At 41.1% G+C, this 16858-nt stretch carries 15 protein-coding genes and 1 other annotated feature; of the genes, 14 read left to right on the top strand and 1 reads right to left on the bottom strand.

All coding sequences use genetic code 11. The features are described from left to right. The first annotated feature begins 60 nt into the window (after nucleotides 1–60). The 14 genes from uvrC to ACMZ6Z_RS00440 all read left to right on the top strand — a co-directional run bounded on the left by uvrC (nucleotide 61) and on the right by ACMZ6Z_RS00440 (nucleotide 15848). Nucleotides 61–1848 (top strand): excinuclease ABC subunit UvrC, encoded by a 1788-nt coding sequence (uvrC, locus tag ACMZ6Z_RS00505; RefSeq protein WP_416130705.1) that lies wholly within the window; start codon nucleotides 61–63, stop codon nucleotides 1846–1848. A gap of 75 nt (nucleotides 1849–1923) precedes the next feature. After that, the gene (gene pepV, locus ACMZ6Z_RS00500) at nucleotides 1924–3336 is read left to right on the top strand and encodes a dipeptidase PepV (RefSeq protein WP_416130704.1); all 1413 of its coding nucleotides are present in this window, start codon (nucleotides 1924–1926) and stop codon (nucleotides 3334–3336) included. Between the two features lie 415 nt (nucleotides 3337–3751). Then, nucleotides 3752–4369 carry an SGNH/GDSL hydrolase family protein gene (locus ACMZ6Z_RS00495; RefSeq protein ID WP_416130703.1) on the top strand — a complete coding sequence of 206 codons (618 nt, stop codon included), beginning with the start codon at nucleotides 3752–3754 and terminating at the stop codon, nucleotides 4367–4369. Nucleotides 4370–4386: 17 nt separating this feature from the next. Continuing rightward, complete coding sequence (locus ACMZ6Z_RS00490) at nucleotides 4387–5532, top strand: AI-2E family transporter (protein WP_416130702.1); 1146 nt, start codon at nucleotides 4387–4389, stop codon at nucleotides 5530–5532. Between the two features lie 335 nt (nucleotides 5533–5867). Next, nucleotides 5868–6923, top strand: a complete 1056-nt coding sequence (locus ACMZ6Z_RS00485) for a bifunctional transcriptional activator/DNA repair enzyme AdaA (RefSeq protein WP_416130701.1) — start codon at nucleotides 5868–5870, stop codon at nucleotides 6921–6923. A gap of 213 nt (nucleotides 6924–7136) precedes the next feature. Beyond that, entirely contained in the window at nucleotides 7137–8552 is a 1416-nt protein-coding gene (locus ACMZ6Z_RS00480) for a cryptochrome/photolyase family protein (RefSeq protein WP_416130700.1), read from the top strand. A gap of 34 nt (nucleotides 8553–8586) precedes the next feature. Further along, nucleotides 8587–9762 carry a CapA family protein gene (locus ACMZ6Z_RS00475; RefSeq protein WP_416130699.1) on the top strand — a complete coding sequence of 392 codons (1176 nt, stop codon included), beginning with the start codon at nucleotides 8587–8589 and terminating at the stop codon, nucleotides 9760–9762. Beyond that, complete coding sequence (locus ACMZ6Z_RS00470; protein WP_416130698.1) at nucleotides 9756–10292, top strand: GNAT family N-acetyltransferase; 537 nt, start codon at nucleotides 9756–9758, stop codon at nucleotides 10290–10292. Before ACMZ6Z_RS00475 ends, ACMZ6Z_RS00470 begins: the two co-directional genes overlap by 7 nt. Nucleotides 10293–10422: 130 nt before the next feature. After that, nucleotides 10423–10496: a sequence feature (ribosomal protein L21 leader region), on the top strand. Nucleotides 10497–10532: 36 nt separating this feature from the next. Further along, nucleotides 10533–10847, top strand: a complete 315-nt coding sequence (gene rplU / locus ACMZ6Z_RS00465) for a 50S ribosomal protein L21 (RefSeq protein WP_416130697.1) — start codon at nucleotides 10533–10535, stop codon at nucleotides 10845–10847. A 208-nt stretch (nucleotides 10848–11055) separates the two neighbouring features. Next, nucleotides 11056–11349 (top strand): 50S ribosomal protein L27, encoded by a 294-nt coding sequence (gene rpmA, locus ACMZ6Z_RS00460; RefSeq protein WP_003065365.1) that lies wholly within the window; start codon nucleotides 11056–11058, stop codon nucleotides 11347–11349. An 841-nt stretch (nucleotides 11350–12190) separates the two neighbouring features. Further along, a complete protein-coding gene (locus ACMZ6Z_RS00455) occupies nucleotides 12191–13147 on the top strand; it encodes an ABC transporter substrate-binding protein (RefSeq protein WP_416130696.1) in 957 nt (318 codons plus the stop codon). A 14-nt stretch (nucleotides 13148–13161) separates the two neighbouring features. Beyond that, entirely contained in the window at nucleotides 13162–14133 is a 972-nt protein-coding gene (locus tag ACMZ6Z_RS00450; protein WP_416130695.1) for an ABC transporter substrate-binding protein, read from the top strand. Between the two features lie 13 nt (nucleotides 14134–14146). Next, nucleotides 14147–15043, top strand: a complete 897-nt coding sequence (locus tag ACMZ6Z_RS00445; RefSeq protein WP_416130694.1) for an ABC transporter permease — start codon at nucleotides 14147–14149, stop codon at nucleotides 15041–15043. 1 nt (nucleotide 15044) lies between these two features. Then, complete coding sequence (locus ACMZ6Z_RS00440) at nucleotides 15045–15848, top strand: ABC transporter ATP-binding protein (protein ID WP_416130693.1); 804 nt, start codon at nucleotides 15045–15047, stop codon at nucleotides 15846–15848. A 147-nt stretch (nucleotides 15849–15995) separates the two neighbouring features. Here the strand turns inward: ACMZ6Z_RS00440 and ACMZ6Z_RS00435 are convergent, their stop codons facing one another. Beyond that, the gene (locus ACMZ6Z_RS00435) at nucleotides 15996–16820 is read right to left on the bottom strand and encodes a polysaccharide deacetylase family protein (protein WP_416130722.1); all 825 of its coding nucleotides are present in this window, start codon (nucleotides 16818–16820) and stop codon (nucleotides 15996–15998) included. Nucleotides 16821–16858: the final 38 nt, after the last annotated feature.

The following is a 16858-nucleotide window of genomic DNA, read 5'->3' as shown; positions in this document are numbered from 1 at the left end:
AACCAAGTAAGCAAGTTTTTCTATCCAAAAAGAAGGAAATTTTTTTGATATAATAAAGCTATGAATCAACTGATTAAACATAAATTGGAGTTGTTACCAAATAGTCCGGGATGTTATCTTCATAAGGATAAAACAGGCAAGATTATTTACGTTGGTAAGGCCAAGAATCTTCGCAATCGTGTGCGCAGTTATTTTCGTGGAAGCCATGACACCAAGACCGAGATGTTGGTTGCTGAGATTGCTGATTTTGAGTTCATCGTGACTGGGTCTAATACAGAAGCCCTGCTACTTGAGATAAACCTCATCCAGGAAAATATGCCCAAGTACAACATTCGGCTAAAAGATGATAAGTCTTACCCCTTCATCAAAATCACGAAAGAGAAATACCCACGATTACTGATTACAAGGCAGGTCAGTGCCAAAAATGATGGGATTTACTTTGGTCCGTATCCAGATAGTTATGCTGCTCATGATGTGAAGAAATTATTGGACCGCATGTTTCCTTTTAAAAAGTGTAAAAATCCTGCTAATAAGGTTTGTTTTTATTATCATATCGGCCAATGCCATGCTCACACGGTCTGTCATACAGACCAGGCTTACTGGGATGGCTTGGTTACTGATGTCAAGCATTTCTTAAATGGTAAAGACGATAAGATGGTTCAGACAATGCAAGCTAAAATGGCATTGTTTGCCCAGCGTATGGAATATGAAAAAGCAGCAGAATACCGTGACCTTCTGACAGCTATTCAGACTTTACGCACCAAGCAACGTGTTATTAGTCATGATTTAAAAGACCGTGATATTTTTGGATATGATACGGATAAGGGCTGGATGTGTGTGCAGGTTTTCTTTGTTAGACAAGGGAAATTGATTCAGCGAGATGTTAATATTTTTCCTTATTATAATGAACCTGAAGAAGACTTTCTCACTTATATGGGGCAGTTTTACCAAGAATCTAAGCATCTTTTGCCAAAGGAAATCTTTATCCCATCAGACATTGATGAGACCTTGGTGCAAGCAATGGTACCGTGTCAAGTCATCAAGCCACAAAGGGGTGAAAAAAAGCAACTGGTCAATCTTGCCATCAAAAATGCGCGTGTGAGTTTGGAGCAAAAATTCAACCTTTTGGAAAAAGATTTGCAAAAAACTCAAGGGGCTATTGAAAAACTTGGTCAATTACTGGGGATTCCCAAACCGATTCGGATTGAGGCTTTTGATAACTCCAATATCATGGGGACTAGCCCAGTATCAGCCATGGTGGTTTTTGAAAATGGTAAACCGCAAAAGAAAGAGTACCGCAAGTATAAAATCAAAACGGTTCAAGGTCCAGATGACTATGCCAGTATGCGTGAGGTCATCCGTCGCCGTTATGGGCGTGTGAAAAGAGACGAGCTTGCAAAACCGGACTTGATTATCATTGATGGGGGTCAAGGTCAGGTGGCTATCGCAAAGGACGTCCTGCAAAATGAGCTTAAGATGAGTATTCCAGTTGCAGGTTTACAAAAAAATGACCGCCACCAGACTCAAGAACTGCTCTTTGGGGAGCCTTTGGATGTTATTGATTTACCAAGAAGATCGGAAGTGTTTTTCCTCTTACACCGTATCCAAGAAGAAGTGCACCGCTTTGCCGTAACCTTTCATCGTCAAGTACGGCAGAAAAACGCCTTTAGTTCAAAACTTGACGGTATCGAAGGATTGGGTCCAAAACGTAAGCAAGCCCTACTCAAGCACTTTAAATCAATCACTAAAATCAAAGAAGCTAGTCTTGATGAATTGAGGGGCTTGGGGCTGCCTGAGAAGGTGGCTCAAGCTCTGCAACTTCAGCTCAATCAAGATGAGCTAGGGTGATGGTTTATGAAATCTCGTGAAATTTGCTGTCTTTCGTGTTATAATGAGGAAATGATAAGATAAAGGAGAACAGTTATGGCTACTATTGATTTTAAAGCAGAAGTCGCTAAACGTCGCGAAGACATGATGGCTGACTTGATGACACTACTAAGGATTAATTCAGAGCGTGATGATAGTCAAGCGGATGCTAAACATCCTTTTGGTCCTGGTCCCGTTAAGGCTTTGGAGGCTTTCTTGGAGATCGCCAAGCGTGATGGTTTCCAAACACGTAATATTGACAACTACGCTGGTGAACTTGAGTTTGGTGATGGTCAGGAGGTTATGGGCATTTTTGGTCATTTAGACGTGGTTCCTGCAGGATCTGGTTGGGACACTGATCCTTATCAGCCAGTCATCAAAGACGGGCGCCTCTATGCGCGTGGCGTATCGGATGATAAAGGACCTACCATGGCTTGTTATTATGGTCTAAAAATCATCAAAGAACTTGGTCTTCCAGTGTCTAAAACGGTTCGTTTTGTTGTTGGTACAGACGAGGAGTCGGGCTGGGCAGATATGGATTATTACTTTGAGCATGCTGGTGTTGCAAAGCCTGACTTTGGTTTTTCACCAGATGCTGAATTTCCGATCATCAATGGTGAAAAAGGAAATATCACAGAGTATCTTCATTTTTCAGGTGATAATGATGGTGCTGTTGTCCTTCATAAGTTTGAAGGTGGTCTTCGTGAAAACATGGTTCCTGAGTCGGCGACAGCCCTTATTTCAGGTGCTGTTGACTTTGACGACTTGTCTGAAAAACTTCGCGCCTTTAATGCTGAAAATGATTTGACAGGAGAAATCTCGCAGGATCCTGACGGCAATATATCAATCACTATTAACGGGAAATCTGCTCATGGTTCGATGCCTTACAAGGGTATCAATGGGGCGACCTTCTTGGCTAAATGCTTACAAGACTTGCCATTTGAGTCGGCGGCACGCGCCTTCATTGATGTCACAGCTGACTCTCTTCATGAGGACTTTGAAGCTGAGAAGCTAGGTTTAGCTTACACGGATACTAAGATGGGCTCCTTGAGCATGAATGCTGGTGTTTTCTCATTCTTGAAAGAAGAAACAGACAATACCATTGCCCTTAACTTCCGTTACCCTAAAGGAACAGATGCCCAAACCATCAAGACTGGTCTCGAAAAACTACCTGGTGTTACCAAGGTCACTCTATCTGATCACGAGCAAAAACCACATTATGTGCCAGCTGATGATCCTTTGGTTGAGACTCTTTTGAGTGTTTATGAAAAGCACACAGGACTTAAAGGGCATGAACAGGTCATTGGAGGTGGGACGTTCGGTCGTCTTTTAGAGCGTGGAGTTGCCTTTGGAGCTCTCTTCCCAGATTCGATTGACACTATGCACCAGGCCAATGAATTTTCAGACATTGAAGAACTCTTCACCGCAGCAGCCATTTATGCTGAAGGTATTTACGAATTGATCAAATAAAGCACGAAGAGAGAGTGGGATAGAAATGGGTCATTGGTCAGAATTCGATTTCCCTCCCACCTCCGTACAGTTGAGCAGGGCTGTAAAAGCTGATAAAATCAGCGTATTAGAGCCCACTCAACCACTGCGTCTTGCTCAACAAATCAAAAGAAGAGAGGCAAGGGCTTTTGTCCAAGCCTCTCTTCTTTTGATGGTGAGTGAATTAAGCATTAGAACTGTCTGACAGACCGCCAAAATCAAGCATAGGTTAGGTTACCAAAAACAGAGCAGTCAAGACCATCAAGTCAAAGATCTTTATCGGGATTCTTCAAAATCCTAAATCTCAAATCACTATAGCTGAACACCATCAGTCAGCTACGGTGATTTTTAATGAAAAAAACGGTATAATAAGACCTATTATAGATGAGGAGTGTGCATGATGTTAGAAGTGATCAGTCCAGAATTGGCTAACTACCACCAACAAAAGTTGAGTGACTATCAAAGGGCTAATCAAAGAGATCCCAAAGAGGCTATTGTTTTTACGGGGGATTCGATTATCGAATTTTTCCCTCTAAAAAAATTTTTGGGACGAGATCGGCTTATCTTAAATCGTGGGATTGCTGGTACGGATACGCAGTGGCTCAAAGAGCATTTAAAAGACCAAGTATTAGCAGTCGAGCCTGATAAACTGTTTATCCTCATTGGGACGAATGATTTGGGGTTTGGTTTTGATGACAAACACATTCTTGGCAATCTCAGGCAGATCTTAGCGACGGTTCAGATAGAGTCTATTGCTACTAAGGTTTATCTGATGTCTATTTTGCCAGTTAGCCAAAAAGAAGCCTATCAAGATCGGGTTAAGCTAAGGCGAAATAGTGTCATTCAAGCCTTAAATGATCAGTTAGAAGAACTTCATTTAGCAGAGTTTATTGACCTTTACCCCTATTTATTGGATGAGGATGGTCATTTAGCGGATGTTTATACCACTGATGGCCTGCACTTGAGTCAAGAAGGTTATGCAGTGATGGCAGAAAGACTAAGATTATACCTATAAGGACTAAAGGAGATATTGTGATGATGACAAAAAAAGAAGTTGGCTATATTGTGTTAAGTTTTTTTATCTGCTTTGCCATCTATCAAAATTGGGAGCAAGGTACTGGGCTTTTGCAAACGGTCTGGAATGCTTTAAAACCGTTTTTACTTGGTGCGGGTATTGCTTATATTGTGAATATTGTCATGCAGGCCTACGAAAAATGGCTTTGTCAGCTGATCAAAGGATCATTTTGGTTAAAGATTAAGCGTCCTATAGCTATGATTTTGGCTTATTTGACCTTTATTTTAGTTATTGTTTGGATTTTTGCAATGGTATTACCAGATCTGATCTCAAGTTTGCAGCTGTTGTTACGAATTGACACCCAAGCCATATCAAGAATGATTTCAGGATTAAATGACCATCACATGGTTGAGCGTGCCTTGGACTTGTTTGGACAACATTCAGATGTCAGCGCAACCATCTCCAGATACACCCAACAAGTGGCGCAACAACTCTTGACCGTCTTTACCAATATTCTGAGCTCTATCTCTAGCCTTGCTTCAACCCTTATCAACCTTTTTGTCAGCCTGGTGTTTTCACTCTATGTTTTGGCCAACAAAGAAAGGTTAGTGAGACAGGCTAGAACATTGACAGAGGTTTATATGAGTCAATGGGCATCAAAGATTTTTTATGTGACGGGTATACTGCATCACCGCTTCCATCATTTTTTTGTCGGTCAGACCATAGAGGCCGTGATTTTGGGGACTTTGACAGCTATTGGAATGGCAATTCTAGGCTTGCCCTATGCGGTCACGGTTGGTGTTTTGATTGCTTTTACCGCCTTGATGCCTATCATTGGATCCTTTATTGGTGCAGGGATTGGCTTTATTCTCATTGCAACGGCGTCTTTCCAATCCGCTTTATTGTTTTTATTGTACATAGTCATTTTGCAGCAGCTAGAGGGTAACTTGATTTATCCTAGAATTGTGGGAAATTCTATTGGTTTACCGGGAATGTGGGTTTTACTAGCCATTACTGTTGGTGGCTCTGTTAATGGTGTCTTTGGTATGATTGTTGCTGTGCCTATCGCTGGGACGCTTTATCAAATCATCAAAGATCACGTCAAAAAACAACAAGAAGACCAAGCTAGCCAAATAAAAGCAATAAGACTTCCTCATTGTTAAACCAAGTATTTTTAACGGTAGCATCAATAGCTATTTTCATCCGTTTAAAGGCTTAGTGACTACAGACTCTAAAAAATTGTTTGTAATGTCTAGTATTACAATGCTATTGCTCTCATGTTGTCATGAAAATCTTCTGTATCATTTCTATCCTTTTAGGAGATGTCATTATCATAACATTAAAAAAATCATGAGATAAAGACATTGGTATAAGACATATCAATGTTTTTTAGTATGATGGGGATGTCGTACAGCTGTTAAACTTAAAAAAATACTTGTTCAATTTTCGTAAGAAAGATGGAGTGAATAATGCTATCATTGATAAGAAGGAGATTATCATGATTATTGATGCACAGTTAAAAGAACGTTACTATAAAGCATTACGAGAGTGTGATGCTAACTTTGATGGGGTTTTCTTTGCAGCCATTAAAACAACTGGTATTTTTTGCCATGCGACTTGTCGTGCTAGGAAGCCTAAATTTGACAATTGTGAGTTTTACAAAACAGCTGAAGCAGCCCTTCTAGCAGGTTATCGTCCTTGCAAAATTTGCCGACCACTTTCTTATCCCAATGACTTGCCAGAAGAAGTCAAACAATTAGTTGATCTGGTTGAAGCAAATCCTGAAAAACACTGGAGAGACTCTGATTTTAAAGAGCTAGGTATTCATTCAGCAACAGCTAGACGGCAGTTTAAAAAATATTATCATATGACCTTTGTTCAATATGCACGCTCACGTCGTATGGGGATTGCTTTTGCAGCCATTCAAAAAGGTTCTAAAAAAATTGATCAGCAACTGGCTATGGGCTATCAATCTGCCAGTGGTTTTAATGATGCTTTTAGCCGAATTATGGGAAATCCAACAAAGCAAACCGAGATTCATTTATTAATGGCTACATTTATTCCAACTCCGATAGGACGTCTGTTTGCGATAGCAGATGATAATGGTCTTTACCTTTTAGAATTTGATAATAGACGCGGTCTTGAAAAAGAAATTGAGCGCTTGAGAATTAAGCGACAGGCTAGAATAATAGCAGGAAATAATGCTATTTTAACACAATTAACCAATGAGTTAGCCCTTTATTTTTCAGGAAAATCCGCGACATTTACAATACCTCTTTGCTTAATGGGAACACCTTTTCAAAAAGATGTGTGGGCATTGTTACAAAAAATACCAATCGGTGAAACTCAAACATATAAGGATTTAGCAATGGCCTTAGGAGATGTCAATAAAGTAAGGGCTGTTGGAAATGCGAATGGTGCCAATCAAATAGCTATTTTAATACCGTGCCATCGTGTGATTTCGTCAACAGGTGATTTAGGTGGCTATGGTGGAGGAGTTGACCGAAAGCGTTACTTACTAGAGCTAGAACAGAGATACTTTTTTCCTCATTGAGTTTTGAGAGGAGTCACCGTATGATCCATCAACTTTTTAGTTTGCTCCACTCATTCTTTTGTGTCACCAGCCAAATACTCCAAGTAGCTCTTTTTAACTTGCTGGTTTTTTGTCCACTTTCTCATCAAAACCATTCAGTGCAGTAGCTTTTTGATTTTTGACAGCTATGATTTGTGGTAAACTAGTATTATCAGTGCTTAAGAGGAGATTAGAATGGTTTCAGTGATGTGGTTCAGGCGTGATTTAAGACTTAGTGATAATATTGCTTTGGCTAAGGCGATGGCTAATAGCGATCAACTGGTGGCTCTTTTTCACCTCAATCCTGAGCAACTGTCAGAGCAAAAGACACCCAATCAGTCAGCCTTTTTGGAGAGTTTACGTTATTTTAAAAAGGAGTTGTCTGCCTATGATATTCCTTTGCAAGTCATCTACGGAGATTGGGAACTAGCCTTTGAAGAGCTAGGGCAGGCCTTGCCAGAATGGGATCAGGTTTATTTTAACTATGATGATGCTCTTTTTGGTAGACAGAGGGATCAAAAGGCCGCAGCATTTTTTAGGAAACATCAGATTATCATGCACACGTCACAGGATCATTACCTGCATGGAGCATCAGAAGTCCTCACCCAATCAGGGGATTCTTATAAAGTGTTTACACCTTATTACAACAATTGGAAGAGTTTACCCAAGCCTACTCCAGTACCAACCCCAACGCATACTGTGAACTGGTTGTGTTTGGACATGGCTATTGACCTTGAAACGTTTTGCCAAACAAGGATAGCTCCCCTACCTGATTATCAACCAGGCAGTCAGAAGGCTCTAGACCTCTTGAAACGCTTTGTGGATGAAGGTTTGTCTGCTTACAAAGATCAGCGAGATTATCCAGCTTTAGAGGCAACTAGTAAACTATCTCCTTATTTACGACATGGTAACATTAGCATCAGACAGGTTTATCATGCTATTTCAAAGGCACCAGATAGCACTGGCAAAGCCACTTTTATCAAAGAACTCGCTTGGCGTGATTTTTACCACATGATTGCTGTCAATCATCCCAATCAAAAAAACACAGCCATTCAATCGGTTTTTACCAACATTGAGTGGGATAATAACAAGGCACATTTCGAGTGTTGGAAGTCTGGTCAGACAGGATTTCCAATCGTTGATGCAGCGATGCGACAGCTAGCTCAAACAGGTTGGATGCATAATCGACTACGAATGATTGTCGCGTCCTTTTTAACCAAGGATTTGTTGATTGACTGGCGATGGGGAGAGCGTTATTTTCAAGAGGCCTTGATTGATTATGATGCCGCTAGCAATATCGGTGGCTGGCAATGGGCAGCATCAACAGGGACAGATGCTGCACCCTATTTTAGAATTTTCAACCCAACAACCCAAGGCAAAACCTATGATCCAGAAGGAAAATTTATCAGTTGTTTTGTGCCAGAGTTAGCTCATCTCCCCTTGAAATACCGATTCCAACCTGAACTGTTACCAGAATCCTTAGCGCAGGACTTATCGTTTACATTAGGGAAAGATTATCCAAAGCCGATTGTAGACCATGCCGAACGTCGCAAAACAGCGCTTGCTCGCTATGAATTTGCCAAAGAAAACCATGCCAATCATCAATCTTAGAACATCGATAAAGGAATCCTAAATGAAAATGCCTATGACTAAACAACTGCTTACAAAAATAATCAGCTTAGGTCTAATAGTTCTCTGTCTCATCCTTGCTGGGATTTATGATGCTTACCAGGCTTTGACAAAACCAATCGCTGCCCCTGAACCCCAAACCAAACAGGCACGTCTTGTGGCAAATGGTGATATCTTGATTCATAATGTTTTGTATGCTAGCGCCTTAAAAAGCGATGGGTCTTATGATTTTGATCCTTATTTTAAGGAGGTTAAGGACTGGATTGCTGGTGCAGACTTGGCTATCGGCGATTTTGAAGGGACGATCTCGCCAGACTACCCATTAGCTGGCTATCCTTTGTTTAACGCTCCAAAGAGCATTGCTCAGACGCTCAAAAAGACGGGTTATGATGTGGTGGATTTAGCCCATAACCATATCCTTGATTCAGGTTTAGAGGGTGCGCTGAATACCAAGAAAACCTTTAATGGTCTGGGGATTGATACTCTTGGTCTTTATGAGTATGATCGTGCTAAGGAGAAGGTTCTCATCAAGGAAGTCAATGGGATCAAGATTGCCCTACTAGCTTATTCTTATGGTTATAATGGCATGGAGGCCAACCTGACACAGCAGGAGTACGATCGTCACTTGTCCGACTTAGACCCAGATAAGATTAAACAAGAATTGCAAGAGGCAGAAGAAAAAGCAGATGTTACCATCGTTATGCCTCAGATGGGTGAGGAGTACCGCTTGAGTCCAACTAGGGAGCAAAAGGCGCTCTATCATCAGATGATTGATTGGGGAGCAGACCTGATTTTGGGTGGGCATCCTCATGTTATTGAGCCTGCGGAAATTCTTGAAAAAGATGGGCAACGAAAAGTGATTATTTACTCCATGGGTAATTTCATCTCAAATCAACAAGCAGACATCATGGGTAACAAGTGGCCAGAACGTGGTCTTTTAATGGATGTGACTTTTGAAAAGTCTGGTCAAGAAACTCATCTCAAAACCGTTAAAGCTCACCCCACGCTAGTGGAGGCGACACCTAGAGGCATTTATGGTCCAGAAGGCTATGAACTTTACGATTATCGGGTGATGGTTCTGGAAGATTTCATTGAGGGTGGGAAATCCCGTCAACAGATAAACCATCAGTTGAAACAAAAAGTTGATATTGCCTACAAGGAAACAAAGGAGTTGGTGAATTTACAATGGTAACCTTAGACAGACAATCAGTCCCCTTATTCTCAAACAACTATCGGCGAGCCAAAAAGCTGTACTTAGAGGTTTTTCCACCAGAAGAGAGGCTCCCTTTCTTTTTCTTAATGTTGAAAACACATCAGTCTATCGCCTCAGCCTATGCTTATTATCATGAGCAAAAGTTTGTCGGCTTTGCCTATCTTTTTCAGTCCAAAGACTATGTTTTTGTGGTGTATTTGGGCGTCAACCCCAAGCACCACTCTCAAGGATTTGGCAGTCAGATTTTATCTGATTTAAAAAGAGTGGCAGCAGGGCGTCAGATTGTTTTAAGCATAGAGCCTATGGATCCTCAGGCAGAAAATTACCAACAACGTCTAAAACGTTTGGCATTTTATGAGCGTAACGGCTTTCAACTGACACAAGACTATTACCAAGAAAACCAAGAGAGATTTCAATTTATGGTTAGTGATCCCGCCATTAACTGGAAAGCCTTTGAAAAGTTACTCCAAAAAGCCTTCACAGGCCTAGCGACCATTACTTTTTTATAAAAAACGTCAAAAGCTCATGTTAAGGTGACTATAAGCTTGTTTTCATATAGCAGTCTAGACAAAAAATGAAAAGTGTTTTACTTGAAATAATCCTTTCAAGATGATAGAATGGTAGTGTTGACTAAGTGCACATCCTGTGCAACCGCGCGAACATTGTTTAAGTAGGTCTGATACCTCACAATCCAGGCGAGTCTTCACAGAGGAAATTCCTCAATCACATATTCTTATAGGAGGTGCATCATGAGCACATACGCAATCATCAAAACTGGTGGAAAACAAGTTAAAGTTGAAGTTGGTCAAGCAATCTATGTTGAAAAAATCGACGCAGAAGCTGGCGCAGAAGTAACATTTGACCATGTTGTTCTTGTTGGTGGTGAGTCTACTAAAGTCGGTACTCCAGTTGTTGAAGGAGCTACAGTCGTTGGTACTATCGAAAAACAAGGTAAACAAAAGAAAGTTGTTTCTTACAAATACAAACCTAAAAAAGGTAGCCACCGTAAACAAGGTCACCGTCAACCTTACACTAAAGTTGTTATCAACGCTATCAACGCTTAATTTTTCTTTTTAAAGATAACAATTGATAAGATTGATGGTAGTTAGATGCAGATAGTCTTATCTGATTTAGCTGACCTTAATTTAATAATGAGAAAATCCAATGATTATTGGAATCATTTCTCCTTGGTAGGGCTGATGTGTCAGAGAATTCTTTGGAGTTTATCACGACAACAGTCATGACCGATTAAACAAAGAGAGGACAAACATTATGTTAAAAATGAATCTTGCTAACTTGCAACTTTTCGCCCACAAAAAAGGTGGAGGTTCAACATCAAACGGACGTGACTCACAAGCTAAACGTCTCGGTGCTAAAGCTGCTGATGGCCAAACGGTTTCAGGTGGTTCAATCCTTTACCGTCAACGCGGCACACACATCTATCCAGGTGTCAATGTTGGTCGTGGAGGCGATGACACACTTTTTGCTAAAGTTGAAGGTGTGGTACGTTTTGAGCGTAAAGGACGCGATAAAAAACAAGTATCGGTTTACCCAATCGCTAAATAAAATTCTAGAACTATATCACAAAAAACTTCTTGATTGCTCAAGGAGTTTTTTAACAGTCAAAAAGACTGGTTTTGAAAGGGCTTGTCTTTAAGACTCGGATAAAAAACATCTCTGAGTGGTGCAGGTCTGTTATGTTATCGTTACCAGTTGATGATGTCGAGTATAAACACTTTTTAAACACCTAAACAATTATCTGTTTACTCTGATGACCTTAACTTCTCTTTTGGATTTGCGTCTTGACCTAGCTTGATTTTTGGAAAAGGGTGTCTTTTTTCTCAAAAATGGCTTGACAGAGGAAATATTTTAGGGTAAACTTATCATTATCATACAACAAGGAGAAATAATGATGTTACGACAAACGTCTGCCGTTTTGGCTCAAGCAAACTCATATTATTATTTTAGTTTCTTTAGATAGGCGTTTGTACCTCATGGATACAAAACGTCCCAGTTTGTATCTATGAGGCTAAAGCATTTTTGATTGTCGATAGCCGATTAGATGAATTAGTCTAACCGGCTTTTTTAGGAAATAACACACCCCTAAAACCGGTTAACCAAATGGTCTAGTCGGTTTTTTTGTGTATGTGAACTCTGTTTGGAGTTAAAGTCAGTTGCTCATGCTCTTTAAATATCAAAAGGATGCTTTGGCTTTATGGTCTAGTCTAGCTTGATGTTTGTTGGGGATCAGTCTTGGTTAATTGTTCAATACTATCGCTAATAGCTTATTGAGAAGGGCTACCATGGTCAGTTGACTTAAAAAGAGCTTTGTATGGTATTATTACTTTGGTTGTTGATAGCGTTCTTAGAGCTATAAAGTGTTCTAATAGATAAAGGGGTATAGTTTATGAAAAAGAAATGGGTCTTAGTGTCTCTAATGGCGATCCTTGGTTTTGGTTTGACGGCTTGCAGCCAGTCAAAAGATGTTAAAAAAGATCAAAAGCGCATCGGTATTCTTCAGTATATTGAATTGGAGCCGTTGGATGCTGCGAGAAAAGGCTTTATAGCTGAGCTTAAGGAGCAAGGCTATCGTGATGGGGATAACATTAGGATTGATTATAAGAATGCTCAAGGAGACCAGTCCTCCTTACCTAGCATGTCTGAAAAATTAGTTGCCGATAATGACTTGGTTCTTGGGATTGCGACCCAATCAGCTCAGTCACTTCTAGCAGTTCCTTCGGAAACACCTGTTTTATTCACAGCGGTTTCTGACCCCGTTTCTGCTAAGGTGATTAAGTCATTTGATCAGCCAGGAGGTCGGGCAACAGGTACGACAAATATGGCACCTGTCAAAGAGCGTGTTGCCTTGCTTCAAAAAGTCATGCCAAATCTAAAGAAAGTTGGCATCATGTATACCACTAATGAGTTGAACTCAGAATTACAAGTGGAAAGGGCCAAGAAAGTTTTTCAAAAGGCAGGGATTGAGACTGTTGTGAAGGGGATTTCATCAACCAATGACATCCAAGATACGACTCGCAGTCTGATGGAACAAACAGAAGTTCTCTACATGCCAACGGATGGCTTGATTGATAGTTCGATTACGATTGTGACGGACTTGTCCAAGGAAATGAAAATTCCTGTTGTGTCTGGTTCAGCTGATCTTGTTAAAGCAGGTGTTTTATTTGCTTATGGCCCTGATTATGAGCAATTAGGTCGTCAGACAGCCCGTCAAGCCATAGCTCTTTTAAAAGGCAAGGATATTGCAACGATAAAAGCCGAAGAGCCAGCAGGGATGAGGGTAACCATCAATCAAGATATGAGTACATTATTAGGGATTGACCTTAGTTCAATCGAAGAGAAATAAAAGGAGTTATTAGGATGAAAAGTCAGTTTAAGAAAATAGCGGCAGTTGGTTCGGTTCTTCTCATGTTGGCAGGGTGTGGGCAGGTTGCTCACTCTGAAAAATCAGCTGCCAAGGATGCTAAGCGTATCGGTATTTTGCAGTATGTCGAGTTTGAAACCTTGGATGTGGCACGCGAGGGCTTTGTGGATGAGTTGGCCAAAGGAGGATACAAAGACGGTGAGAATATCCTGATAGATTACCAAAATGCACAAGGAGAGCAAGCCAATCTACAAAGTATTTCAGAAAAGTTAGTCAAAGACAATGATTTGGTCTTAGGCATTGCAACGCCAGCGGCACAAGCCTTAGCCAATGCCTCAACAGATGTTCCAGTGACCTTTACAGCTGTCACAGATCCTCTTTCTGCCAAGTTGGTTAAAAGCATGGAGCAGCCAGGTGCAAATGTGACAGGCACGACGGACATGGCACCGACCAAGGAGCGTATCGCCCTGTTGAAAAAGGTGATGCCTAACTTGAAGAAGGTTGGGATCATGTACACCACTAATGAGCGTAATTCAGAGGTTCAGGTGAAAGAAGCACAGAAGGTCTTTGAACAAGAAGGTATTGAAGTTATTACCAAGGGGATTTCATCGACCAATGATGTTCAAGATACGGCACGTTCCTTGATGAATCAGACAGAAGTGCTTTATATGCCAACGGATAACTTGATTGATAGTTCCATTACCTTGGTGACAGACTTGTCTAAAGAAATGAAAATCCCTGTATACGCTGCCAATGCTGATTTGGTTGACAAAGGAGCTCTCTTTTCATACGGGCCAGACTTTGAAGAGTTAGGTCGTCAAACGGCTCGTCAAGCCATTCGTATTTTAAAAGGTGAGGATGTGTCAAAACTTTCAGTTGAGATGCCTGAAAACTTAACCGTTAAGATCAATGAGAAGATGGCTCAATGGTTGCAGATTGATTTGTCTGCGCTAAAAGAGAAACAGTAAGAAGGAAAATAAGATGTTAGATATTGTATTATCAAGTATTTCTCAAGGTCTACTTTGGTCGATCATGGCTATTGGGGTCTTTATCACTTTCCGTATTTTAGATATTGCGGATTTATCAGCTGAGGGTTCTTTTCCTCTGGGTGCAGTGGTTGCTTCGGTGGCTATTCTAAGTGGCTGGCATCCGATTTTAGCAACTTTGGCTGGCTTGGTCAGTGGTATGCTGGTTGGTTTGGTGGCAGGTTTTCTCCACACCAAGATGCATATTCCACCCTTGTTGACAGGGATTATTACCCTGACTGCCTTGTATTCTACTAATTTGCTGGTTATGGGTCGCTCTAATGTGTCCTTGTCTATGCAAGATACTTTGGTGATCTTATTCCAAGATATGGGTCTTGACAAAACCATGGCTGTGATGGTTATTGGTGTCATCTTTATTGCCCTTGTCATCTTGTCTTTGATGCTTTTTTTGAACACGCAATTAGGCTTAGCCCTTCGTGCGACAGGTGATAATAGCCACATGGGGCAGGCCAATGGTGTCAATGTTAATCACATGAAGGTTTTGGGTTACATGATTGGAAATGGTCTGATTGCTTTGTCAGGTGCTCTATTAGCACAGAATAATGGGTATGCTGATCTTAACATGGGAGTAGGAACCATCATCATCGGACTGGCATCTGTCATCTTGGCTGAGGTCATGATCAAACACTTGCCCCTTGGCAAACGCTTGTTCTCGATTGTTATGGGATCGGTGATTTACCGCTTGATTATTGTAGTGATTTTGACTGCCAATGTTAATGCGCAAATGATAAAATTGGTATCCGCCGTTTTACTTGCCATAATCCTATACATTCCAGAAATCCGCTCAAAACTAGGTGTTAAAACTTCAAAATCACTACTGGAGGAAAATTAATATGTCCATACTTAGCTTACAAAAGGTTCATAAAGTCTTTGAAAAAGGCACGGTCAATGAAAATCATGTCCTTCGTGGTTTGGATTTGGATGTTGAAGAGGGAGATTTTATCTCAATTATCGGTGGTAATGGTGCTGGAAAATCTACCCTCCTAAATACCATTTCTGGTGTGATTCAGATGGATGAGGGTGATATTTTACTTAATGGGCAATCCATCAAAAAACAATCAGTGGCGTCACGTTCCAAGCATATCAGTCGTGTCTTTCAAGATCCTCGTATGGGAACGGCAACCAACTTGACCATCGAGGAAAATATGGCGATTGCTTACCTGCGTGGGAAAAAGCGTAGTGTTTTCAAAAAAGCAGTGACGGACAAAGAGCGTGGGATTTTCAAAGAAGCCTTGAGAGAATTGGGACTAGGCTTGGAAAATCGCATGAAGACAGACGCTGGCTTTCTATCTGGTGGGCAACGTCAGGCACTAACCCTGTCGATGGCAACCTTGGTTCGTCCTGATATTCTACTTCTTGATGAGCATATCGCTGCTCTTGACCCCAAAACCAGTGAGATGGTCATGGCCTTGACCCAAAAAGTGGTGGAAGAACATACTTTAACCACACTGATGATTACGCACAATATGGAACACGCCATCATGTACGGCAATCGTCTGGTCATGCTCTATCAGGGTAAAATTGTCGTGGATGTCAAAGGCGAGGAGAAGAAGCATCTGACAGTCGCCCAGTTGATGGCTCTTTTCCATAAAAATGCTGGACAACAACTGAGTGATGACGCTCTTGTCTTGGGCTAATGCGGTATCATTTAATCGCAATAAAATACCGTCATTAAAGCTAGAACGCTACTTCCTTTTAGCAGATCAAGGAAGCTACTGATGGTTAAGGCATCTCAATCCTATCAAAAACAACCAGCTTGGGAGAGACTAAGCTGGTTGTTTATCTTATTTGGTGGAAATTTGTTGCAAGAGTTGTTCAGGTGTGGTTGTTGGTAGGATACGCACACGGTTGAGTGACAAAAGCCCATCAGCTGCACTGGCAAGGCCTTCGTTGGTGGTTAAGCCTAGCTTGTAACCAGCTTTTTCGGATAAAGCAAGGGTTTCTTGATTGTAACGTCCTGATGGGTAGGCAATGGTCATGGTCTGTTGCTTGAGTTGCTGGTCTAAAAAGTCTTTGCTAGCACTGACTTCAAGTAGCTGGTTGTTAGGATCAGTGGCACTTAGATCAGGATGGGTAATGGTATGCCCTTGAAAGGACATGCCATTTTTGCCCATTTCAAGCATCTGCTGGATGGTTAGATTGCCAGGATAGTTATTTTCGACAAAGCCTGTAATGATGTTGTTGGTGGCTTTTGCTTTGTATTTTTTGAGAATAGGATAAGCATGTGAATAAAAGTCAGCATTGCCATCATCAAAAGTGAGCCAAACCACCTTTTTGCTTGGGAGGCTATTACTGGTTAGGGCCTTGTGGGCTTCCTCGGGTGTTAGGAAGTAATAGCCCTCAGTCACCAGAGCTTTGATTTGTGCTTCAAAAAGCTCAGGGTCAACGATAAGGTTGGCACTAGCACTTTCCTCGGGCGCCATTTGATGGATGGCATGATACATGAGGATGGGAATCCGGACGGGTTGATCTTCTTTTTGCCACGTTTGGTTTTTGCTGTTCTGTTTCTTTGTGACTTGTTGCTGTTTTTGAGTCTGATCAGCTGGAGTAGTTGCTGACTTTAGCCTTTGGCAACCCAAGCCAATAAGAAGAAATAAACAGATTAACATGATAAAAGATTTATGTGATTGTTGCTGTTGCATTAGAG

It is taken from the genome of Streptococcus pluranimalium, from assembly GCF_047785705.1.
In the GTDB taxonomy this organism is placed as follows: domain Bacteria; phylum Bacillota; class Bacilli; order Lactobacillales; family Streptococcaceae; genus Streptococcus; species Streptococcus pluranimalium_A.
This window is presented reverse-complemented; position numbering and strand designations above follow the sequence as displayed.

What these genes read in the sequence shown, in the direction of transcription:
- uvrC (WP_416130705.1), top strand. Translation starts at nt 61, where the DNA reads ATGAATCAACTGATTAAACATAAATTGGAGTTGTTACCAAATAGTCCG.
- pepV (WP_416130704.1), top strand. Translation starts at nt 1,924, where the DNA reads ATGGCTACTATTGATTTTAAAGCAGAAGTCGCTAAACGTCGCGAAGAC.
- ACMZ6Z_RS00495 (WP_416130703.1), top strand. Translation starts at nt 3,752, where the DNA reads ATGATGTTAGAAGTGATCAGTCCAGAATTGGCTAACTACCACCAACAA.
- ACMZ6Z_RS00485 (WP_416130701.1), top strand. Translation starts at nt 5,868, where the DNA reads ATGATTATTGATGCACAGTTAAAAGAACGTTACTATAAAGCATTACGA.
- ACMZ6Z_RS00480 (WP_416130700.1), top strand. Translation starts at nt 7,137, where the DNA reads ATGGTTTCAGTGATGTGGTTCAGGCGTGATTTAAGACTTAGTGATAAT.
- ACMZ6Z_RS00475 (WP_416130699.1), top strand. Translation starts at nt 8,587, where the DNA reads ATGACTAAACAACTGCTTACAAAAATAATCAGCTTAGGTCTAATAGTT.
- ACMZ6Z_RS00470 (WP_416130698.1), top strand. Translation starts at nt 9,756, where the DNA reads ATGGTAACCTTAGACAGACAATCAGTCCCCTTATTCTCAAACAACTAT.
- rplU (WP_416130697.1), top strand. Translation starts at nt 10,533, where the DNA reads ATGAGCACATACGCAATCATCAAAACTGGTGGAAAACAAGTTAAAGTT.
- rpmA (WP_003065365.1), top strand. Translation starts at nt 11,056, where the DNA reads ATGTTAAAAATGAATCTTGCTAACTTGCAACTTTTCGCCCACAAAAAA.
- ACMZ6Z_RS00455 (WP_416130696.1), top strand. Translation starts at nt 12,191, where the DNA reads ATGAAAAAGAAATGGGTCTTAGTGTCTCTAATGGCGATCCTTGGTTTT.
- ACMZ6Z_RS00450 (WP_416130695.1), top strand. Translation starts at nt 13,162, where the DNA reads ATGAAAAGTCAGTTTAAGAAAATAGCGGCAGTTGGTTCGGTTCTTCTC.
- ACMZ6Z_RS00445 (WP_416130694.1), top strand. Translation starts at nt 14,147, where the DNA reads ATGTTAGATATTGTATTATCAAGTATTTCTCAAGGTCTACTTTGGTCG.
- ACMZ6Z_RS00440 (WP_416130693.1), top strand. Translation starts at nt 15,045, where the DNA reads ATGTCCATACTTAGCTTACAAAAGGTTCATAAAGTCTTTGAAAAAGGC.
- ACMZ6Z_RS00435 (WP_416130722.1), bottom strand. Translation starts at nt 16,820, where the DNA reads ATGTTAATCTGTTTATTTCTTCTTATTGGCTTGGGTTGCCAAAGGCTA.